General features: G+C 40.4%; 21 protein-coding genes. 6 read left to right on the top strand and 15 right to left on the bottom strand.

All coding sequences use genetic code 11. The annotated features are described in order from the left end of the window. Positions 1-8: 8 nt before the first annotated feature. Positions 9-1,916, bottom strand: a complete 1,908-nt coding sequence (locus tag LC608_RS11700; RefSeq protein ID WP_229553705.1) for a DUF1565 domain-containing protein — start codon at positions 1,914-1,916, stop codon at positions 9-11. 761 nt (positions 1,917-2,677) lie between these two features. On the opposite strand from LC608_RS11700, the gene LC608_RS11695 reads away from it, so the two are divergent. Continuing rightward, a complete protein-coding gene (locus LC608_RS11695; protein WP_229553704.1) occupies positions 2,678-3,733 on the top strand; it encodes a thiamine phosphate synthase in 1,056 nt (351 codons plus the stop codon). A gap of 64 nt (positions 3,734-3,797) precedes the next feature. Next, positions 3,798-4,010 (top strand): sulfur carrier protein ThiS, encoded by a 213-nt coding sequence (gene thiS / locus LC608_RS11690; RefSeq protein ID WP_229553703.1) that lies wholly within the window; start codon positions 3,798-3,800, stop codon positions 4,008-4,010. Here thiS and blaOXA read toward each other — a convergent pair. Together blaOXA and LC608_RS11680 are read right to left on the bottom strand one after the other, a co-directional pair. Beyond that, a complete protein-coding gene (blaOXA, locus tag LC608_RS11685; RefSeq protein WP_374108393.1) occupies positions 4,007-4,918 on the bottom strand; it encodes a class D beta-lactamase in 912 nt (303 codons plus the stop codon). The genes thiS and blaOXA overlap by 4 nt on opposite strands. A gap of 532 nt (positions 4,919-5,450) precedes the next feature. Next, positions 5,451-6,668 carry a glycosyltransferase family 4 protein gene (locus LC608_RS11680; RefSeq protein WP_229553702.1) on the bottom strand — a complete coding sequence of 406 codons (1,218 nt, stop codon included), beginning with the start codon at positions 6,666-6,668 and terminating at the stop codon, positions 5,451-5,453. An 852-nt stretch (positions 6,669-7,520) separates the two neighbouring features. Here LC608_RS11680 and LC608_RS11675 point away from each other — a divergent pair. After that, positions 7,521-8,504: a DUF1517 domain-containing protein gene (locus tag LC608_RS11675; protein ID WP_229553701.1), complete on the top strand. Its 984-nt coding sequence runs from the start codon at positions 7,521-7,523 to the stop codon at positions 8,502-8,504. A gap of 331 nt (positions 8,505-8,835) precedes the next feature. Further along, complete coding sequence (locus LC608_RS11670; RefSeq protein ID WP_229553700.1) at positions 8,836-9,216, top strand: calcium-binding protein; 381 nt, start codon at positions 8,836-8,838, stop codon at positions 9,214-9,216. A 4-nt stretch (positions 9,217-9,220) separates the two neighbouring features. On the opposite strand, the gene LC608_RS11665 is transcribed toward LC608_RS11670, so the two are convergent. From LC608_RS11665 to LC608_RS11645, 5 genes are all read right to left on the bottom strand, one after another. Beyond that, on the bottom strand, positions 9,221-9,781 hold the full coding sequence (locus LC608_RS11665) for a sugar O-acetyltransferase (protein ID WP_229553699.1): 561 nt from the start codon (positions 9,779-9,781) through the stop codon (positions 9,221-9,223). A 37-nt stretch (positions 9,782-9,818) separates the two neighbouring features. Beyond that, positions 9,819-10,193 carry a hypothetical protein gene (locus tag LC608_RS11660; RefSeq protein WP_229553698.1) on the bottom strand — a complete coding sequence of 125 codons (375 nt, stop codon included), beginning with the start codon at positions 10,191-10,193 and terminating at the stop codon, positions 9,819-9,821. 135 nt (positions 10,194-10,328) lie between these two features. After that, a complete protein-coding gene (locus tag LC608_RS11655; RefSeq protein ID WP_229553697.1) occupies positions 10,329-10,709 on the bottom strand; it encodes a hypothetical protein in 381 nt (126 codons plus the stop codon). A gap of 136 nt (positions 10,710-10,845) precedes the next feature. Beyond that, a complete protein-coding gene (locus LC608_RS11650; RefSeq protein ID WP_229553696.1) occupies positions 10,846-11,226 on the bottom strand; it encodes a hypothetical protein in 381 nt (126 codons plus the stop codon). Positions 11,227-11,246: 20 nt separating this feature from the next. Next, positions 11,247-11,864, bottom strand: a complete 618-nt coding sequence (locus LC608_RS11645) for a hypothetical protein (RefSeq protein ID WP_229553695.1) — start codon at positions 11,862-11,864, stop codon at positions 11,247-11,249. Positions 11,865-12,814: 950 nt separating this feature from the next. On the opposite strand from LC608_RS11645, the gene LC608_RS11640 reads away from it, so the two are divergent. Further along, complete coding sequence (locus tag LC608_RS11640) at positions 12,815-13,213, top strand: hypothetical protein (protein WP_229553694.1); 399 nt, start codon at positions 12,815-12,817, stop codon at positions 13,211-13,213. A gap of 74 nt (positions 13,214-13,287) precedes the next feature. Here LC608_RS11640 and uvrC read toward each other — a convergent pair whose 3' ends face one another. Next, positions 13,288-15,165 (bottom strand): excinuclease ABC subunit UvrC, encoded by a 1,878-nt coding sequence (gene uvrC / locus LC608_RS11635; RefSeq protein WP_229553693.1) that lies wholly within the window; start codon positions 15,163-15,165, stop codon positions 13,288-13,290. 686 nt (positions 15,166-15,851) lie between these two features. On the opposite strand from uvrC, the gene LC608_RS11630 reads away from it, so the two are divergent. Further along, complete coding sequence (locus LC608_RS11630; protein ID WP_229553692.1) at positions 15,852-16,031, top strand: hypothetical protein; 180 nt, start codon at positions 15,852-15,854, stop codon at positions 16,029-16,031. Positions 16,032-16,052: 21 nt separating this feature from the next. Here LC608_RS11630 and LC608_RS11625 read toward each other — a convergent pair whose 3' ends face one another. The 6 genes from LC608_RS11625 to LC608_RS11600 form a co-directional block, all read right to left on the bottom strand. After that, positions 16,053-16,475 (bottom strand): response regulator, encoded by a 423-nt coding sequence (locus LC608_RS11625; RefSeq protein WP_229553691.1) that lies wholly within the window; start codon positions 16,473-16,475, stop codon positions 16,053-16,055. Positions 16,476-16,979: 504 nt separating this feature from the next. Further along, entirely contained in the window at positions 16,980-17,846 is an 867-nt protein-coding gene (locus LC608_RS11620; protein WP_229553690.1) for an NF038130 family PEP-CTERM protein, read from the bottom strand. 405 nt (positions 17,847-18,251) lie between these two features. Further along, positions 18,252-19,454 carry an LL-diaminopimelate aminotransferase gene (locus LC608_RS11615; protein WP_229553838.1) on the bottom strand — a complete coding sequence of 401 codons (1,203 nt, stop codon included), beginning with the start codon at positions 19,452-19,454 and terminating at the stop codon, positions 18,252-18,254. Between the two features lie 142 nt (positions 19,455-19,596). After that, positions 19,597-19,932: a co-chaperone YbbN gene (locus tag LC608_RS11610; RefSeq protein WP_118168824.1), complete on the bottom strand. Its 336-nt coding sequence runs from the start codon at positions 19,930-19,932 to the stop codon at positions 19,597-19,599. Between the two features lie 174 nt (positions 19,933-20,106). Continuing rightward, complete coding sequence (locus tag LC608_RS11605; protein ID WP_229553689.1) at positions 20,107-20,883, bottom strand: PspA/IM30 family protein; 777 nt, start codon at positions 20,881-20,883, stop codon at positions 20,107-20,109. A 399-nt stretch (positions 20,884-21,282) separates the two neighbouring features. Continuing rightward, on the bottom strand, positions 21,283-22,035 hold the full coding sequence (locus LC608_RS11600) for a PspA/IM30 family protein (RefSeq protein ID WP_229553688.1): 753 nt from the start codon (positions 22,033-22,035) through the stop codon (positions 21,283-21,285). Positions 22,036-22,311 lie beyond the last annotated feature (276 nt).

Below are 22,311 nucleotides of genomic sequence, written 5' to 3'. Positions count from 1 at the left end.
ATGCCCAATTAATTCAACGGCTCCATAATGGCTCTTAAACCTTTGGTATAGAGTGTTTTGAGCATTTCTTTAGCGTTATATTCACTGCTAAATACTCCTGCTTGCATAACTCTTTGACCTTGCCAAACTGTGGGAAACGCATCAGGAGCAAGGAATCGCACTAAATCTTGATCTTTATCAGTTGCTAATGGTACTACTACGCGATAACGTATACCAAATTGTGTCGCAGAGTTACCGCTATAAGGAATACTTGCAGAACTTGTTTGTATATTGCGAGTATTACCAATAGGGATATTGTTATCAGGAAGTGGTAAAAGTGCTGAAGCAGCCGGGGTAGAAGTTTCTAGTATTGGTAATGGCTGCTGTGTTTGATCCGTCATACTTGGAACTGGTGGCTGTGCTACTGAATTGGATGGGTACTCAGGAGCAGTAAACTCAATCGTATTAGGCTCAATCCGCACATAATTCAACTGTGGTGTATGAGGTGTCTGTGCTGGGCTGAGAGTTGCAACTCTTGAAGTGTTATTTGGTATTTGTCTAGCCGACAAGCTGCTAGGAGTAGGAAATCCGGCAACTTTAGAGGTGGGTTGCTGTTGATTGGATATAGACGTGGAAAGCGGCACATTGGCTGGCAACAATGGCAGCAATTGACTATTTAATTTTGTAGGAACACGATTATTTGCTGAAATGCTGTTGCTGGTTTGCCTATTAGTAGTTTCAGAGATTTCGGGAGCCGAGAAGGTGATTTCTCGGTTTGCTGGTATTTCTCGTAATACATTGTTAGAGACAGGGGTGGGTTGAGAATTTTGGGTTGCAAGTGCTGTTGTACCGTTGATATCTACCTTACCAGTGATGCGATCGCTCACAAGGTTGTTACCAGCAGCAGAAATCACCTGTTTAGCAGCGCTGGCGTTAACGTCGTAGCGAGCATTATTTTGAAATTGATTACCCCCAGGTTCGGATGCACTACCCAAATCTGGCATTGCTTGAGCGATCGCAACTAAACCATCTTCTTTATTATCTTGAATAATATTATTCCGTAAAATCGGGCGGGCATTTGCTTGCACCACAATTCCCGATCTATTGTTTTGAATTTGATTCCCTATGACTACAGGAGTGGCATTTTGGGCAATATTGATGCCAAAACCCGTTTCGTGAAAGACATTTTCCTTCACTTGGGGACTGGAGTTCCCAGCAATTGTGATGCCATTGGCTCCATTGCGAGCAAAAGAATTCTTACTAATAGTAGGTGCAGCATTACCACAGACAGAAATACCATCTTGGGTACTGCCAGTAAATGTATTTTCTGCGATTACCGGATTACTTGATTCAACCCACAAACCGTAACCACGGCGGTTTGGGTTCGTCACAGTCACCCCAGTAAGCAAGGTTTGGTTTGCTCCAACAATTGCGACATTTTGGCCAGCAAAGCTCCGGCTTAGGTAATCACCACCTCCCTGAATTACAATATCTTTCCCTTGATTGTTAGGGTTGCCTTGAATTGAGATACCCGGCTTCAATATTAAAGGAAATTCTTCTCCTGTCTCGGCGCTATAAGTGCCTGTAGAGAGCATAATTACAGTATTGGCCTTAGCTAATCGCAACCCTTGGGTAATCGTTTTCAAAGGAGCGGATTCGCTGCCATTGCCTGTGTCATCTCCACCATTTGGGTTGACAAACAGCATGTTCTGAGAATTTGTTTTCTCAAGCAGAGGCGCTGAATTTGGTGTCGATGGTATCTGAGCGATGCCTTCTCTACCAGAGGCTTCTCTTTCAGAGACGCTAACGGCCAGCTCCGCTAACGCACTACCCAGGAACGCCATACTTGTTGCTCCCATGCCTACGGTAAAAGATAATACTGATAAACTAAAAAATAAAAGCCTTGCTGATTCCAGAAACTTAAGCTTCGCAAGCATAATATCTACCCTATGGTACTTAGGAAACACACGATGGTGAATCATATTTAACACAACTCCTCGGAAGTAACCATCAATTCTTATACTCTCTCAGAGTATTATGTCGATAATATTACTCACATATTGACCGAGTGGCGATTGATTTTGAAGACAGGGTAATAAATGATATTGTGTCTGTTTAACAATACCTTGTCCTAAAGGACACGCTACGCGATCGCCAAAATACCCTCACTCTCAAATTTGTTGACCATCAGTGAGGCGATATATACTTTGAGCTTTAATAATCGGCTCAGATAATATTTTGGACGAGAAAGCGTTCTATTTAAAAGTTAAAATTTACTTTATAAATGCTCTCTAAATAGTATCCATGCAGTCTCAAATTTAATTTGCCCACTGTGGATTTTCCAGTGTATCCGCTCTGGCTAGTACGCCACGGCGTAAATAGAGCAACCATTTAAAATCCCTAAAAAGCCGATTCCATAATACTTTTGACTTTCGATTTTTGACTTCCGCCTTGCGGCGCTAGTCAGGGTAAGCTTGTCGTTTACCCTAAAATACTTGACTAACCTTAGTGCCAAACTGTAGCCTCATACCCTTATCACTGCCTATAAGAACATGGGATAATTTCCCATAACCCTCACTACTACGTTATTTTGCGTGTATTCTGCCAAAATTGAGTAAAAAAAAGCAATTAATTAACTATGGTTACTAGGATATATGATAATTCACACTTCGATGAAAGCACTAACGGGGTTGTTGTAATGGTCGAGCCATACAGCCAAAAAGAGCAAATACAACAAGTTGTCTACCGTATTTTAGATGCCAATTTAGATCGCGCTCGTGAGGGCTTGCGAATTATTGAAGAATGGTGTCGCTTTGGTTTGAACAATGCCCAGTTGGCTCTTGAATGCAAACGGCTGCGCCAAGAGGTTGCTAAGTGGCATACCCCAGAATTGCGGGCGGCGCGAGATACACCAGGCGATCCTGGGACTGAGTTAAGCCATCCTCAAGAAGAACAACGAGCTAGTATCAAATCGGTGTTGCAAGCTAACTTTTGCCGGATAGAAGAAGCATTGCGGGTGTTGGAAGAATACAGCAAGCTTTATCACCCAAATATGGCTAAAGCTTGCAAGCAGATGCGCTATCAGGTTTATACCCTAGAAAGTAGTTTAATGGGTCATCAGCGTCATCAATTGTTGTGGCGATCGCGTTTGTATCTTGTTACTTCCCCTAATGAAAGTTTGTTGAATAACGTCGAAGCTGCACTAAAAGGTGGATTAACGCTTTTACAATATCGTGACAAAACCGCCGATGATTCTTTGCGTCTAGAACAAGCCAGAAAACTCCGGCAGTTATGCCATATCTACGGTGCTTTGTTCATTGTTAACGATCGCGTGGATGTAGCTTTAGCTGTCGATGCAGATGGGGTGCATCTGGGACAACAAGATATGCCTATTGCTGTTGCTCGGCAATTACTCGGTTCGCAGCGTCTGATAGGTCTTTCTACCACAAATAAAGAAGAAATGCAAGCAGCAATTGCTGAAGGTGTAGATTACATTGGCGTGGGGCCAGTTTATGAAACTCCCACAAAATTAGGTAAGGTTGCAACAGGTTTACAATATGTCAGCTATGCTGCCAAAAATTGCTCAATTCCCTGGTTTGCCATTGGGGGAATAGATGCCAATAATATCAATGATGTGATCGATGCTGGAGCCGAACGTGTAGCGGTAGTGCGATCGCTCATGCAAGCCGAACAGCCTACCCTAGTGACTCAATATTTGCTCTCCCAACTCAATCGCATTAAACCAGAATTTTAAAAGAGTCATTTGTCATTTGTCCAAAGTAAGTAACCAATACCTAATTCCCCACTTCCCACATATTATGTCTAATGAGATTACCATTCAGGTAAATGGGGAAACCCATAACTGTTCGTTTCAAACTTCTTTACCTGACTTGCTCCAACAGTTGGGTTTTAACCCCCGCTTGGTGGCTCTGGAGTATAATGGCGAAATTTTACATCGCCAGTTTTGGCTGCAAACAAAAGTGCAACCAGGCGATCGCTTAGAAGTGGTAACTATTGTTGGTGGTGGTTAGTTGATTTGAGCTAGTAAGCCCAAATCCTTGAGGCTGCGTCGTGTAATTTCGATGCGGGCGGGTGCATCCTCTGCTTTATCCATATCAAGGGTTGTTGCGAAAAAGTAGACGTTATTATTTTGCTCTAAATAACCCACGAACCAACCAATATTTGGTTTGGTAGTTGTTAACCATCCCGTCTTCCCCCGCAGTATGTAGTCTGGAGTTTGTTCGCGTACCATAATGTCTTTAACAAGATTTATTGTCCTTTGGGAGAAAGGTAAATCGCCTTGATATAACCGTTGCAAAAACTTAATTTGCTCTTTGGGTGTAATTTGCAATATCTGCTGTTGTAGCCAAAAACGATCAATGTCTGCGGCTGTGCCAATTTGACGGTTCCCGTAACCTACTTTGTTAATAAATTGATGCATTCGTTCATATCCAGCCCTACGTGCTAGTACTTGATAGAACCAAACAGTTGAATCTTTAAAGGCTTGACGCAAATTCGTATCATGATTCCAGGCATCAATCTCTCGGTGAACTCCATCCCAAGTCAGAACCGCCACATCATCAGGAACTACACCTGTTTCTAAAGCTACCAAAGCGTTAAAAATTTTGAATGTTGAAGCTGGAGCGATCGCAGTTGCATTACGTTGAGGATTATGTTCATAAAAGCGGTTATTTTTTGAGTCGTAAATCAAGATTGAACCTTCACGCCCGAATTCTTGAAAGTGTCGCCCCAAATTTGGCGTTTTAACAGCGAGTATTGCTGGACGTTCAGATGAGGTTGAAGGAGGTTGAGCCACAACATACATTGCTCCAAAAGTAATCAAACTTAATACAATAAGACATCCAATAACTGTAAAGATAATAGCTTGCGTTCGGTAACGCCGAAGAGATGGCCATATACTAAACAAGATATTTTTCATTGCATATTTCATAGAATCACCAGCAAGATTCTACACTGCAATATTGCTCATTTTCAAAGCTATTGATTATACAATTTAAATTGAAGAATCATACAAATGAGTTGGTAATGGCATAGCAATGCCATTATAATATATATGTATCAGGCTTTTCGGGAATTAGTATTAATAAGTTATTTATCAATAGCACTTGTATTAATCTTACACAGAGGCGCAGATAAAAGCGGTAATTGCTTTGGCAGGCTGCTGTATTCTTGCCACAATTAGTTAAAGCAGCGTGTAAAGTTTTTTAAAATACTCTCATCAAATAAAATTAAAATCCCTATTTTAGCATTAGTGCGCGGAGGCAGAGTTTGCTTAGATAGAATCGATTTCCAGTCGCCTATATTATTCTTTTTAGAAAGTTATTAAACAGTTTTAAGGTGAATGACAAAATTTGTCTGGTTAATTGACATGATAGCTGGATTTAACCCGTGCTTTAGTGATATTAGCTTTTGGCATTCGCTCAACGTGAATTAATTTTGCAAAATTGCGTTTATCCCTCTGATTTATACAGCGATCGATGAAGGGTTCTACGCTTGGCTAATTCTTTACCTTTGCGGCCGAGTTGCTCACGTAGTTGCTGATCTTTACACAACCGATTGAAAGCTTGAAACACTTCATAACCAGAATTGGGATTAACTAGTATGCCATTCTCTTCATGCTGAACTGTGTCTAGAACACCGCCTAAGCGAGGAGCAATTACAGGCTTACCGAAGTAACTTGCTTCTAAATAAACCATACCAAAACCTTCCATACTATTAGATTTAGTATCCAATAAAGTCAGCATGGCAAATATATCGCAAGCAGCATAATAACCTGCTAATTCTCGCTCAGGCACATATCCGGCAAAGTGGACGCGCTTATCTACCCGCAAACGATGCGCCAGAGATTTCAGTTCCGATTCGCTTGACCCTTGACCGCAGATTATATAGTGGACATCCACCCCAAAAGTTAGCAATAGTGGGATGTTATCAATTACTCGGTCGAAACCTTTCTGTTTTACTAGCCTTCCTATGGAGAGAATTACTATTGCTGAATCGGGAATATTGTACGCCTGACGCACCCGAACACGTAAATCATCCAGGCTGCTGGGACTCGCTACATTATTACCAAATTTTTCTGGTCTGATGACTGGGTTAATGACATGGGTAGGAGTATCTAATCGGAAAGCAGTTCTGAGGTAGTCTCTTGTATAAGAACTATTACAAACAATACCTTCAGCGCGTTTGAGTGTTAATCTAAATAGCGATCGCAGCACGGGATTGTGTAAAGTACCATGAAAATCATCGCCGTGCAGATAGATAAAATAGCGAATAGGTAAGAAATAGCTCAATAGCAACAGCGAAGGGAAATCATAGCCGTGGCCCCACTCTATATAACGGTAGTGATAGCGAAAATAAAGTCTGATTGCTAGGACAAATGAGCAGACGATATTTACCCAAGGCTTCAGGATACTTCCCACAAAGCCACTACGCCAGTATCTAGGATAAAACCAGCGATACACCGGAAACTGTTGACCTTGATCAAATACTTTATCTCCTGAGCAACTAGCCGCCAGCACAATCACTCGTTCTGGATCTTGGAGACAGCGATTATAGATATATTCCCCAATTACAGCTTCTTTCGGCAGAAATATCCGGGATATGACTAGGATATCTGGGTATGCAGCTTTGTCTCTGATTTCGGCTGTTAGTTGAGAAATATGTTCCATAATAAAGCTGATAACTTTACTTCAAATAATTTTTAATTTATTTACAATTAGGATTATTTTCAAAGCCTTAATTCTTATTTTATTTCTTTTAAAACGAATGTGGGAGACAAATTTGAAGCCGATTTTACAAAATTAGCCAGGAAGATTGTTTTTTTATTGTGTTGATTTTATTTTTGCTCTAAATTTCTCACTACTTGAGAATTTCTGTGCATCATGAACAATAAATCAAAGCTAAGACTTGTATATAGCTAAGTTAATCAGTAAACAAATGTTGCGAAAATTACGAAATCTAGCTACGTTCAATAGAATATCCTGAATCTTCTAGGCTGTTGTGCCAAAATACCAAAAAATTTGATCAGTACTTGAGAGTTATCTAGCGTCTGGCTGCGTTTAATGATGAGCATTATGGACACTTTTTTGCCTATTGTATAAAAGTAAGTTTAAGGTTATTGAATGTAATAAATACTACTTTTAATTAAAAAATATCCTCCCACCTTCGATTAAATAAGTAGGGTGAAGTATTAAAAAATTAGTCAAAATAATCATTAAAAATTAAAAGCATCTGTATAATTCCAGACTGGAGCCTGAAAGTGCTATTCCAAAACCTAGCAGCAATAGTTTCTGTAATTGTGAACATATCTTAAGGTACGGTTCCCCAGTCGAGAAATCCCCCCTGCGATCCCTGCCTACCGAACAGAAGACGCGGTAGATTGAATATGTAGCCTTTAAAAGTGAATGCTACGTGAATGCTACAAAGCAAGCTTTTACGAGCTGGCGTTAACGACAGATTGAAACACTCCTACCAGCATGGGGAGAAATCATAAATAATTCAGTTTTCCAAGCGATTGTATTATGCGTAAAAAACTACAACAAACCATCAAACCACTGTTAAAAAGCTTGTTAGCGCTAGGACTGGTGTTAACTTTGGCTCTTAGCCACGCCGATGGAGCATTAGCGGCCCGCAGTGGGGGTCGAATCGGTGGTGGCTCCTTTAGAGTACCTTCCAGCCGCACCTATACACCGCGCACCTATGCACCTCCTGGCGGAGGCGGATACTATCCTGGTGGTGGTTTTGGTGGTGGTTTTGGCTTTCCCTTCCTACTTCCCTTCTGGGGTATTGGGGGAGGATTTGGTGGTCTATTTAGCATCTTAATCTTCTTTGCGATCGCTAATTTCATATTGCAAACTTTCCGCCGCGTCTCTGGCGGTGAAACTGGAGAAGCAGATTACACCAGTAATTCTGCGGTTTCTGTGACTCGTTTGCAAGTAGGTTTGTTAGCTCAAGCCCGTGAATTGCAAAATGAACTCAACCACATTGCTGAAACTGCTGATACCAACACCCCAGAGGGGAGAGCAGAAGTTCTACAAGAAGCCAGCCTAGCTTTACTCCGCCATCCCGAATACTTTGTATATGCAGGTGGTGGCACTCAACAAGCCAGTTTAAATTCAGCTGAAAGTCAGTTTAATCGGCTGTCACTGGCAGAACGCAGCAAGTTTAGCGAAGAAACTATTTCTAACGTCAACAACCAGCTAAGAGCAGCCCTTGCCAAAGATGCTTTACCTCCGGCTGGTGAACTCGACAACCCCACTCGCCTGTTTACCGAAGGCCCTGGTGAATATATTATCGTCACCTTGCTGGCGGCGACACTAGGTAAGTTTGAAATCCCCACAGCGATTAACAGTGCTGATGATTTGCGTCAAGCTTTGCGGCAAATTGGTAGTATCCCCAGTGAGAAACTTCTGGCAATTGAAGTTCTTTGGACTCCGCAAGCTGAAAATGATACTTTGACATCTGATGATGTACTGGCAAATTATCCTGATTTGAGACTTGTTTAATTTCTAAAAAATTTCGCGCTTTAGTGCGAAGAAAGAACTTAGCATCTTGGCGCAACAAATAAGTTACCCTTTGAGGGCAATAATTAGAAAACCGTTTGTCATTGACAAGCGGTTTTTTGTATAACTTAGATATAGAAGGAATTACGCACTGAAAACTGAAACCTAGATCCCCAAATTCCCTTTAGAAAGGGGAGAACCCTAAAAGCCGCCTTCTTGAGGGTGTTGAGGTATCTCTGATACCTAAGTCTTATATACTTTATTTTAGAAAAATTATTCTTAGCTAAGACTTTGATAGTATTATCAAAATGCATTATACGTAAAGTGTTATTTTATGCCTAGTGTTGAAGCCGACGAAAACCGAGAGCATCGCATTAAAACAGAGATCATTGTAGATGCTGAAGATAAAGAAGACCGGGCCATGGGTTGGTACTATTACCTCGAAGAGGCTCTGAATTTTCCCTTTATGGCTAAATGGACTAAGAAGGCACGCAAATCAGGTTCTACCGAGGAGAAACAAGTGGAAGTGCTGGGAATGGCCCCAGATGATGAGTGCTTGAAAGATATGCTTGTAGAAGTGGCTTACATTAATGGTAAGGATGATGATGTATATTCTGCAAAGTTATCTGAAATAATAGCCATTGATGCTGACAGCGAAACTGAAGAAGCGATCGCAGATTGGCTCTATTGGATTGCCAGAGGATATAAATTTTAAATTCTTAGGATAAATATCGAATGACGCGGCAAGGATTGCCAGCAGCGACAACATTCTCAGGTATATCTTTGACAACTACACTGCCAGCACCAATGGTTGTGTTATCACCAATAGTTACACCTGGACAAATAATTGCACTGCCACCAATCCAGACATTATTACCAATGTTTATTGGGGCAGCTAATTCTCTCCCAGAAAGACGAATTTCTGGCTCTGTTGCGTGATAAGCAGTATAAATTTGCACATAAGGAGCGCATAAAACATTCTCACCAATATGAACTGTATTGCAGTCTAAAATTACACAGCCATAGTTCATATACAATCTGTCGCCAGCAAAAATATTACTGCCATAATCACAGTGAAAAGGTGGCACAATTGATCCTTTGTCACCAAGCTTTCCAAATAATTCTTGCAAAATTTGCTGCCGTTGCTCTTGCTGTTCTTCGGTTGTAGAATTGTAACTTCGCAACAGACGACTAGCCCGCTTAGTTTCGGCAGCCAATTCTGGATCATCCGCCAGATATAATTCGCCTGCGATCATTTTCTGTTTTTCGGTTTTTTCCATGACAGACTTATGTAGCTTCTCGATTGCGATCGCTCCTCTAAATTTGTAGGTTAAAGGATTCTTTATTAATGAGGATATCGTTTTCAAATCTAAGTGTGACACTCCAGTATGGATTGATATCTCTTCTTTGAGATTCGTAATCAGTCAAATAAACATCTTGATTGTTCCACTGGTAAATCTTTTCATGTATTTGTCCATTAGGGGAATCGATATTGTTTTCATAAATCAAGATACCATCCCAACCTAGAATGGAACGAACTTCATCATAAGACATGCCTGTAGATATAGAGTTATATAAATTTTCCCTGATTTCAGATGACAAATTTATCTGTTTAATCTGTATAGTCTCATTAGTATTTTGCTTAAATACTTTGAACATAGAGTTTATAAAAAAGGTAGGCATCGGAGTCATAGAAAAAACTCTATGGGAATAGATAAACGCAATCCATGTCAATAAAGCAACAGCTAAGAATATTGAATATTTCATAAAAAAAGGGTGGATTAACCACCCTACAGCTTTCTGCAATAATATCAAGTAGGATAATAACTAACGAATCCCTGCACTACTTTCGTGGGTACTGGTATATGAATTCATAATACTATTGATCGTACCCCATACTCTAGCTGTCCTCTCTTCATAAAAACTACCATTTAGTTCACCACCAGCATTCTGAACAGTAAAATTTTTAAAAAATCCCCCGACTTTACTATTGTTGTACTCGGCTTCAACCTTACTATCAATATAAATATTATTAGACGAAGAGTTATAATCTTGGGTTCGAGTTGAATTGGTTACATTATCGATGTTGAAATTAGTCTCTGTTCTGCTTTGCTGAATTGTCCACTGGTTCAACACAAAAGTCTCACCTGCTAAAACAGGACTAGCCAAAAAATTAGCAAGAATAGCTAAACCGAGAACTTTCTTCATTACTTTGCCCTCATTATAAATTAGTTGCCTTTGTCAAAGAAACTAATCTTGCCAAAGTAACAAAAATAATTACCAGGGTGGATTAACCACCCTATAATTTAGAATCTTTTCAAATTGCATCAAGCACTATCAATAACTAACGAACACCTGCGCTGGTTTCGTGACTATTAGTATATGAGTTAGTTATACTATTAATAGTACCACTAAGGTTAGTCAAATTAGTTTCACTATATTTACCATATAGCTCGCTGCCTGCTGTATTATTGATAAATTTATCAAAGGAAATATCTGCACCACCAGCAGGTGTGCTGATATCAATATCACCATCGACGTAATCCTTCTCAGCCCAAGAACTGTATTTTTCGTTACGTTGTGAGAAAGTCTTAGAATCAAGCATTAAGTTGGTCTTTGTTACACTGTTACTCCATGAACTTTCGTCACGCACAAATGTTTCACCAGCAAAAGCAGGGGTAGCTAAGAAAGTAGCAAGAATAGCCAAACCAAGAACTTTTTTCATGAGTTTATCCTCGTTATGAATTAGTTGTCTTTTCCAGCCTCATTTTTAGGTAATTCTTGAGACTGAAACTTAGGAACTTTGTTAGGTTCATTTGTATTAGTTCTGTTTATAGCAACCCCTTTACAGACAGCAGAAATAGTAGGAAAGCTGTCGGCGGTTAGTTGAATACCAGCGCTGATTAATTCAGCACAGGCACGAGCATTGATAATCTCTACATCATATTGAGTCTTACGAGAAATAGTTTCAGCCATTTGCTTGCAAGTACTCTCTAGGCTTCCACCCAGAGGGAAAACTATAGCAGCATTCATAGCATAAGAGGCGTTATTAGATAAACTAATCCCGTCATAGGAACTCAAAGAAGTCCCTAATATTAAAGATGGCCGCGGACACACAACATTTATTCCAGCTACTCCTTGAATTTTATAAGTAGCCGATTCACCAAGGTTGTAAACTCCTGTTTGATTAATTGCAGCAGAGTTCCGTTGTTGATTATCAAGAGTCTGTTCTTGATTAGGCTGAGATTGAGAATTAACAGAGTTGGTGACAGATTGTGCTTGGACTTCGAGGTTTATACTAACTACTCCGAGTAGACATAGTAAGGAATGGGTAGTAAATAGTCGTAGAGTTTTTTTAAACATTTGAAGTTTTTTAGATATTGCAAAGCAAGGGCATTAAGAGTCATAGATTAAGTAAATTGACAGAATAAAACCAAACTCTGTTAAGAAAGATAAATTCAATAAAAATTGTCTTTCTTCTTACCTCCTACCTCTTGCTTCCTGCTTTATCCCAACGACAAATTTTTACGTTGGTCTACTCGGTTTACTAATTGGGTGCTTTACCTCATTAAAACAATAATGGGTATCATGGCTGTAGCACTTGATTTACTCTTTAAAGTGTTGAGGTTTTTGAACTTTTGCTGTTCGTTATTCAATCATGAACTAATATTCTCAACGATCCACAAAAACCGCGAGGGGGGTTTTGTGGGATTAAGTGGGAAATTGGCAAATATTAATATTTATAGAGCGAATATTGGATTAGCTATAAAAGAGAAGAGAAAAAGCCAAATTTTTAAAGCAATGATAATAAAAAATTAAAGATAAAATAAAGCTTAAATAAACTTTTTGAAAAGTTAGTCAATATAAGCGCATTTTTTAAAGATCAAATAAACTTCATCATAAATTAGTTCATACCTTGTATCATTACAAATACTTAGATAAAGAATATTTCAATCATTTCAAGTTCATAAATTTTATATGGCTTTTATATGGCTTTTGAAAAAACGTCCTACTCCTCTACCTCTGTTCTCCTGTGTTCCCTGTCTTCACGAGTAAATTAATAGATCAAATCAGATTGCTATATAAACTATTAATAATTCAAAATTATACCGTGCGCCTTGCTTGTCATAACCTCTCATGCCACTTGCTACAAAGGGCAATACCCGACTTGTTCAGACAGCGTCTCCGACAGGAGAAGGAACTGCCGTGAGAACCCTGGCAACGCAGTAGCTCCCTTTGAGAGAAAGGGTCTTAAACCCTTTACTTTACGATAATTAAGCATCTACATCAAATTCATCAGATTAGTTTGACCTATGAACATCCAAGAGTTATTAAATATTGCGGATAAAGTGGTATCGAAATCATCTGGCAGACACTTGACTGATTTACAAAGTGATTTGTTAAAAGCATCTTCTGAAAATCAAACATACGAACAGTTTGCTAACGAGCGCGGCTACTGCCTCGATTATATAAAGAAGGATGTAGGGTCTACGTTATGGCAATTGCTATCTCAAGCATTAGGAGAGAAAGTTACAAAAAAGAACTTTCGGCAAGCGTTAGAACGATATCAACAGGCTGAAAAATTTGTGACTTATGACGAAAGAGAAAAACAGCAATATTTTGGCATCTACTTGATGTTTTGGCTTTTTAAGGAAGCACAAAAGAATTCGACAACCTTTGAGAACCGATACTACAGCATAGATGCCGAGTAATACTGCTGTTTTGGAATTCAAAACTTTACTAGTTGAAAATTTCAAATACTTATGTCAGATGCTTTTCAGCCATATCAAGAAGGATGAAAATAATCGTAAATTTCTTGAGCCAAACGCGGGCCGATTCCTGGAACCTCAGCAAGTTGTGTGGGTGCAGCTTGCCGAATATAATCAACTGAGCGAAAATGCCCTAGTAGCTGCTTTTGTCGATGATGTCCTAAGCCAGGAATTTCATCTAAACGCGATCGCTTCAATTTATCACTGCGTTGCTGACGATGAAAAGTTACTGCAAATCGGTGCGCTTCATCTCGCAACCGCCGCAACAACTGCACCCCTGATTGTTCTGAATCAGTTGTTAAGGGTTTAGATTCTCCCGGTAAAAAAATCTCTTCTCGCTGCTTCGCCAGACTCACAACTCGCAAGTCTTCTAATAAATTCATCTCTTGCAAAACGGCGACAACTGATGATAATTGACCTTTACCACCATCAATCATGATTAAATCAGGCCAATCTGGATTACCCAAACGTGACAACTGTGGATCGTCGCCATACTTACGGAACCGTCGCCCAATAACTTCAGCAAGACTAGCAAAATCATCTGAATGTCCCGCCGTCACCGTGGGATTTTTAATTTTGTAGTGGCGATAATGCTGTTTGGCGGGTAATCCGTCGATAAACACGACTTGCGAAGCTACTGCATTTGATCCTTGAATATGGGAAATATCATAACCTTCGATGCGGTGGGGTACATCTGGTAAATCAAGAATGGCTGCTAAATCTTGCATTGCTTGGTCGTTGCGATCGCTTAGTTTTTGCATTCTTTGCAATTCATACTGGGCATTTCGCTCTACCATCTCAATTAATTCTGCCTTAGTTTGCCGTAAAGGAGTCAAAATTGTGACTTTTTTACCTTTACGTTGAGTTAAGACATCTGCCAATATCTCGCTATCTGGTAAATCATGCTGTACCAAAATCTCTAAAGGTATTTCCACTGAGTCAGCAGTTTGGTAATGTTCCTCTAAAGCTCGTTGTAAAATAGCTCCCGATTCTGCATGAGCATCCGCCACAAAGGCCAAGCGCCCTACCAATTGTCCAGCGCGAATCTGGAATAGTTGAATGCAGGCGTATTCTTCGTTGGCTGCCAGTGCGATGGCATCCCGCGAAACTGTATCATCTGGTAAGGAAACTTTTTGATTAGCTGTCAGCGACTTTAACCCAGAAATTTGATCCCGAATCCGCGCTGCTGACTCAAAATTCAAGTTTTCAGCTGCTGCGTTCATCTGTTGAGTCAAAATATCAATCAGTTCCTGAGTTCGCCCTTGAAAGACCATCGCTATTTTTTGTACAATTTTGCGATATTCTTCTGGTGAAATCATCTGTTGACAGACACCCGGACAACGCCCTAAATCATAATTTAAGCAAGGACGGTCTTTGAAAAGTGGTTGAGGTCGTTGTCGCTGTGGAAAGATCCGCTTGCACAGGCGGACAATTTCTCGTAAAAGACCAGCATCAGTATAAGGCCCGTAAAATTTATCCTTTTCCTTGCCAAATTGACGTTTACGGGTAATAAAAATTCGCGGATAATCTTCTGACCAAGTGATGCACAGATAGGGATATTTTTTATCATCTTTGAGCAGCACGTTAAAGTATGGCTGGTGCTGCTTGATCAAATTTGCTTCTAGGGCTAACGCTTCGGCTTCGGTATCAGTGACGATGAATTCAATTTCTGTCACCAACTTCACCATCGTGGCGATGCGTTCACTCTTGTTGTAGCCATCCCGGAAATAGGAACGGACACGCGATCGCAACTTACGTGATTTACCTATATATATAATGCGATCGCTACTGTCCCGCATGAAATAAACCCCCGGTTCCGGTGGGATTTCGGCTAGACGATTTTCCAGTCGTTCTGGCTCTTTAACCAGTGGTAATATTTGAGTAGATATTGTCACAACCAAAATTAGGTAATCTTTCTCTATTTTAAGAAAAATTATTTTTTCGTGCCGATTTAAAAAAGTATTTATCAAGTAAATGTAAAGTAATTAGGCTTTTAGTCTGCACATAGAGAAGTATGTAGGCACTTCTGCGGCTTCTTGCAGGGTGGCTTAGTTTCCGACGATAGCGGGTGCACCATCTCAATTAACAAGACTTGGGGAAAAATCCCCTTGTTAAAGGTAGACAACACTACTGATAGTGGTTCATGTCATTAAACTTGATTAGTTGATTTGTCATCAAAACCCTGTAAACACGCATTAGCGCAGTGGCACGTTAGCGTAGCGGGACAAAGCCCAGTCCAATTTCGTGTTTTTTTGGAGTTGTCAGAATATAAACTTGGCTTTTTGAATTTATAATTAGCATTTTAAAATCAACAGTTATTTATTATTCCAAAATCATTTATTATAAAAACTATTTTTTCTTCATCTTGCCAAATTTATATTTTTATTATTAAAAGTAATTAAAATTTTTACTATTGCTTATATAAATATTAGACAAAACTAGACAAATTTTATTCTTAAACAAGATTTTTGGATTTTATTTGAACTGATGATATTAAGCGATTTAACGGATTTAGGAAGTTAAATTTACGAATATCATTAGAAATATAGCCACTACCATAATTTCAGGAAAAAGTTTAACTATGAATCTGCAAGAGTTTGAAGGGCAATACCGGGAAGCTATGGCTGAAGCCCTCAATGATCTGCAAACAGCAGTTTTATTGTTAGCGCAATTACAAAATAAAATTTTAAAAGTTGGCAATTCTGTGCAACATATTAGTGAGCGAGTTGAAGAGTTCATTGCAGACCAAAAAGCTGAATAAAGACACGCCCAGTAGAAAAGTTTATTTGTGACAGCAAGTCAACTCTTCTTCAATCGTAAGTATAAGATCCTTGAGTTTTATAGGTTTGACAAAATAACGGCGTGCGCCCAAACTTAGAGCTAGTTCTTGATCGGCTTTAAAAGCAAAAGCTGAAACCACAATAATAGGTATTTTTGACAAATCAGGTTTTTGCTGGACTTGTTTTAAGAGCGAATAACCGTCAATATCCGGTAATTTCAAGTCTAATAACATTAAATCTGGCTGAAATTTTTCTATAGTAGAGAAAAAAATAGAGCCTTCTGATAAGCTTTCGACATCGTACCCAGAGTAAATTAGATAGTCACTCAGTAACAACCTATTGAGATAATGGTCTTCGACTAGCAAAATTCGTCTAACTTTCTGTGGCCGCAATGGCTGATCTATATTGAATAATTCTGCTGTCATTGCTACCTATTATCTGATTATATTAAGTAAAAGCCAACTATGATTACCGTTAACGAGAATGCTAGTACATTTAAACTGTAAAATTAATAAAAATTTGACTTATGTAATCTAGTCAAAGATATGAATAAATTAAGCTACAGTTTAACACTTCAAAAATAGTATAATTAAATAAAAAATTAAGCTTTTATTAGATTTTTTTCCATCATAGTTTAAATAAACAGCTACTTTTAAAAATTGAATTGCCCAACCCTTATTGTTAAAACTACTTAAATAATACTATAAATAACGGTATGATCAGCCATACCCATTCAACTAAATATCTATTACAAATCCATTGGTAGAGGCATATAGATGTAAACTCTTATGACCGATTAATTTGCGTACAAATATTTTTATAAACAGTATAACCTAGAAGCTTAAATAATCTTATAATTTGAAGGAAGTATTCATAAAAAAAGGGAGGTGTTAGCTCCCTTACTTATTTGTAGTTTTGAACCCGCAATCTTAAATAGATGCTTTTTTAAACTTCCGTTGGGTAGCAAACACACCAGCAACACCCAACAGACCAAGCATTACGGATGGTTCTGGGACTGCTGCGGGAGGTACAACTTCATAATTACCACTATGGGATATTCCATCGCTTAGTTCGAGTAAACCAGACTTGGTAGCTTTAAAGCTATACAAGTAATCAGTTTTGCCGCCATAAGTGTATTTGACAATTTCACTTGCTTGTAATGGAAAGAATTGGTTAGACGGCAGCCCTAGAAGGGGTGCGGCATCAAAGTGACCTGCTAAACCAATACTAATTAAACCACTAGTGTCATCTTGATTGACATAGGAAATATTCGGGTCACTAAAGCGTTGAAACCCCCCCTTTGTAAGAAAGCTGTTAAACAAAGTCTGTTGAGTATAGCCGAACGCAGTGAGTAAAGGACTAGTGATACTATTAGAACTTAGAGCCTGGTTAAACCAGGTGTTAGCTAAGTTATTTAACCCATACGTCGTAGTTGTTTGGCCGACTCCAAACCAGTCATCAGAAGTGAGGCTGCTTAGAGTCAGGGTTTTCCCACCGATTGTACCTGTCAAGGTGGTGTTTTTGGTAAAATCAAAACCAGCTTGTTCACTACTAGCAGCTAGCTCCACATTTCCAGTGGGACTCGCGGCGTTACCACTTAGAACTTTTTGGACATTTTCACTAGTATTTGCTACTTTGAAGGTATTTGTAGCATTGGAATCATAGACTAAATAATCACTGGCTGCTGTTCCACCAATAGTAGCACTGGTGAGGGTTCCAGCCTGTGCTGGTACAGTGGCAAGATAGCTCACACCAATAGCCATTGAGGCACCAATTAAAAGTTTCTGAAAAGTCATTTTCATTTTTTCAAGTCTCTATCAGTTTGAAAGTTAAGTTTTAAACTACTGCCGTTTCTAAGCTTGGGCTGTCTTGACTAAAGGTTTTTTGGCAATACGACTCCTTAAAAGCGATACCTGCATTGTTAGCAATTTTTGGTATCTGAGCGTACAAACCAAGTTTAAGAAACGGGGAGACTTGATTGGGTAAAGTTCCTGCTGTTATTAATAAAAAGATGATGAATATTTTGATATTATATTACGTCTAATTACGTAATATAATAACTTTCAATAGTTTTAAAAATAACTTCAGGATGGTACGGTTGTTCGTAGGGACGCAAAAATATGCGCCACTACCTCTAGGGCGCGTGTTCTATCCATAGACTTTGCTGCAAAAAATTTTTAGTGTTTAGCTTGAGAAGGAATTCAATAAAGGAACTGGGCAATTCTTTCCACAGCAGTTTCTAACAAAAGTGGCTCATGCACCAAGGCAAAGCGGACATATCCTTCTCCAGATTTGCCAAAGCCAGCACCTGGGGAAGCTGCTACACCAGTTTGTTTGACTAGCTGGGTACAAAATTCGATGGAGTTTTGACTCCAATGTGAGGGCAGTTTTGCCCAGATGTACATTGTGGCCTGGGGAGTAGGAACATTCCAGCCAATGCGATGTAAAGCAGTAATGAAAGCATCACGGCGCTGCTGAAAGGTAGCAACAGCAGATTTTACCCCAAGTTGAGGGCCAGTTAGGGCTGCGATCGCACCATTCAAAATCCCCCGATACTGATTAAAATCAACGACGGCTTTTACCTGGCGTAAAGCGTTAATTAACTCGGCATTACCGATAGCGTAGCCAATGCGGAAGCCGCCCATATTGTAGGACTTGGAAAGGGTGAAAAATTCAATAGAGACGCTTTTATTTGGATCAGCTTGCAGAATTGAAGGAACTAGGGATTTTCGATTGGGAGAATAATCTGCCGACTCCCCAGTTTCCTGAAATACCAAATCTACGTAGGGGAAATCGTGAACCAACACAAGATTGTGTTGCTGACAAAAGGCGACAGCTTCTTGGAAGAATGATATTGGAGCGATTGCAGCAGTGGGATTGTGAGGATAACTTAGTACCATCATCCGCGACTGAGCCAAGACTGGGGCAGGAATATCAGCAAACACTGGTAAAAAATCGTTTTCTGCCCGTAGTGGCATCGGGTAAATTTGACCACTGGCTAGGTAGACTCCCCCCGCATGGGACGGATAACCAGGATCGAGCAATAGGGCAAAATCTCCTGGATTGAGTATTGCTAGGGGTAAATGGGCAGTACCTTCTTGAGAACCAATTAGAGGTAATACCTCAGTTTGAGGATCGACTTTAAGACCAAATTTTTGTTCGTACCACTTGGCCGCGGCTTCACGAAACCCAAGAGTTCCGTTAAACAACAGATAGCCGTGGGTACTGCGATCGTGGAGAGATTGGGTGATCGCCTCAATGACATGTGCCTGGGCGGGTAAATCAGAAGACCCCAACGACAAATCAATTATTTGTTGTCCAGCGGCCAAAGCGATCGCTTTGGCTTTGTCCATATCGGCAAATACATTAGATTGCAGGGGTTGTAAACGCTTTGCAAATTGCATGTTAGTCATTTGTCCTTTGTCATTTGTCCTTTGTCATTTGTCCTTTGTCCTTTGTTCTTTGTCAAATGACCAATACAACTCTTGGAGAGGCTGCACCAAGGGCAACGCTCAGTACAAGTGACCAATGACCAATGACCAATGACTAATTACTATTTAAGTGGGTATCTAAAAGTTCCAGTAATTTATCTTTGCCGATAACTCCCTCAGTAGATATCAAAACTTCCTGGCCTTGAAATAGTCTGAGGGCGGGTACACCTTCCACTTGGTACTGCTTAACAGTGAGTGGGTTGGGGTCAATTTCCATTTTAACGACTTTGAGGCGATCGCTATATTTGGTAGCAGCTGAGTTAATCAGGGGGGACATCAATTGACAAGGGCCACACCAGGAAGCCCAAAAGTAAACTAATACAGGCTGTTCAGCTTTTAATACTTCTGTTTCAAACTCAGCATCAGTTATGGTGATTACAGCCTTACTCATTGCAGTCTCCATCAGGTGGCGATCAAAGTTGGCACACACAATACTTTATCCCAAAGTAGTCAATAGTTTATAGTCAATAATTCATAGTTATTTTGACTCTTAACTATTGACTAATGATGTAAAATCCCACAGCCAACAGGCGTGGGACTAGCGCAAACAAATTTTCTAACAATTTTACAATTGATCCAATTGCTTGCGTAGAGAATCTAACTCGGCATCAACCACTTCATTAGACTTTGGAGCAGTAGTTTCTTGTTGCGGTGGCAGTTGTGCTTGATTTTGTGGAGTAGCGGGTGGTAACATTTGCGCTTTCAAAGCTGCCAATTCATCATCAACATCGCTACCACCTTCCAATTGGGCAAATTGGGTTTCTAAATCTGTACCTGCTAACTCTCCTAGTGCCTGGGCCCGCGATTCTTGTATCAGGACTTTTTCTTCCATCCGCTCGAAGGCAGCCATTGCACTGCTGGTATTCATCCCACGCACCATGCCTTGAAGTTGCTCTTGGGCTTTGGCAGTGGTGATCCGAGCTTTAAGCATTTCTTTCTTGGTTTTAGCTTCAGAAATCTTGCTTTCCAGCTGGATTAAGTTGCGCTTGAGGGTTTCAACTTGAGTGCTTTGGGTATCTAAACTAGCTTTGAGGGCGGCACTGGTGTCCGTATAAGTCTTTTTGCGCTCTAGAGCTTGCCTGGCTAGGTTTTCATCACCTTTTTGCAGCGCCAGTTGGGCATTGCGTTGCCACTTATTGATTTCATTTTGGGCATCATTATACTGTTTCTCACTACGTTTTTGGGAGGCGATCGCCTGGGCTACTCCCTGACGCAGCTGCACCAAGTCTTCCTGCATTTCCAGGATGGCTTGTTCTAGCATTTTTTCGGGGTCTTCGGCTTTGTTAACCAGGTCGTTGAGGTTAGAACTAACTACTCGCTTAATGCGATCGAATAATCCCATAACTTTGTTTTCCTTGTTTGGTTTACGCTTTTTGTTGGACAGTTAGCTTTTTATTTTTAATAGCTACCTATTTCAATGTAATCTTTCCGGTTTGAATCAGTATCCTCTAACAAGTCTTAATTGTTAAGATATCTCCAAAGAGGGGTAATTAGCCGAACTTCAACCAAGAGGCAGGGGGCAGGGAGCAGGGAGTAGAGAGCAGGGGCAGGGGGCAGGGAGCAGGGGAGATAGAAAAGAATTGGGATTTGCCCCCACCTGTTGCGTTAGCTTTCCGCTCTTTACGATAACCACACTTGCTTGAGTGGGAAATTCAGACCCATGTTCTCACTCTTATTCCACGACAGTTCTTGATGGGGTAATTTCCCCCTGCCCCCTGCCCCCTGCTCGCTTGCCTGTTTTTCAAGAGTCCTGAGTTTTGGGTAACTGCTGTTGGGGGGGGTGTGTCTTTTGGCTCTCCTGGGCGAGGAGATAGTTGTGCTGTGTGTTTTCTGCCCCATTTAAAACCTGCACCTTCATCGCTGCCAATTCGGCATCTACATTATTAGTAGATTCCAAGGAAGTAAATTGTGTTTCTAAATCGTCGCTACTGAGTTGAGCGATCGCTTCTGATTTAGCTTCTATTTGCAAAACTTTTTCTTCCATGCGCTCAAAAGCACCCAGACTGCTGGTGGCAGAAACTCCGCCAAGCATTTCCTGGAGGCGATAAGACGCTTCGGCAGAACGGGCGCGAGCGATATACATATCTTTTTTTGTTTTCGCCTCGGAAATTTTTAACTCTAGCGATCGCATATCCTTTTTTAGCCTAGCGACTATCTCGTTTTGCTGCTCTATCTGGGAAGAAAGGGCTGTAGCGGTTTCTTTATAAGCTTGGCGCTTAGTCAAGGCTTCCCGTGCTAGAGCTTCGCTGCCTTGTTGCAGGGCCAATTGGGCGCGGCGATACCATTCTTCTGTTTGAGACTGGGCGGCTGCTGCCTGCCGTTCGGTGCGTTTTTGGGTAGCGATCGCTTGTGCTACACCCTGCCGCAACCGCACTAGATTTTCCTGCATCTCTAGGACAGTTTGCTCCAGAATCTTTTCTGGATCTTCTGCACCACCGATCAAACTATTGAGATTAGCTCGAATCACCCGCAGGATACGCTTGATTAATGCCATGTCGGCTCTCCATTCACTAAACCCAGTAATGAGTGCTGTTAGCGGATAGCTAAAGTTTAGCCCGTGCTGAGTGCTTAGTTAAAGTCCTGAGTATAATATTATTATTTTTTGTCATAGGGTAGTTTTGGAGTGCTGAGTGCCTAGTTAAAGTTTTGAGTATAATATTTTTTGTTTTAGGGGCAGTAAACAAACAATATTTTGTTTCTACCACTTAGCACGGGCTAAACCCTAGCTATCCGCTAACAGAACTCAGCACTCATTGACTCAGGACTGTTA

Source organism: Nostoc sp. XA010, assembly GCF_020829625.1.
Lineage (GTDB): Bacteria > Cyanobacteriota > Cyanobacteriia > Cyanobacteriales > Nostocaceae > Nostoc.
Note: the sequence above shows the minus strand (reverse complement) of the source record. Positions and strands in the feature narration are given on the sequence as shown.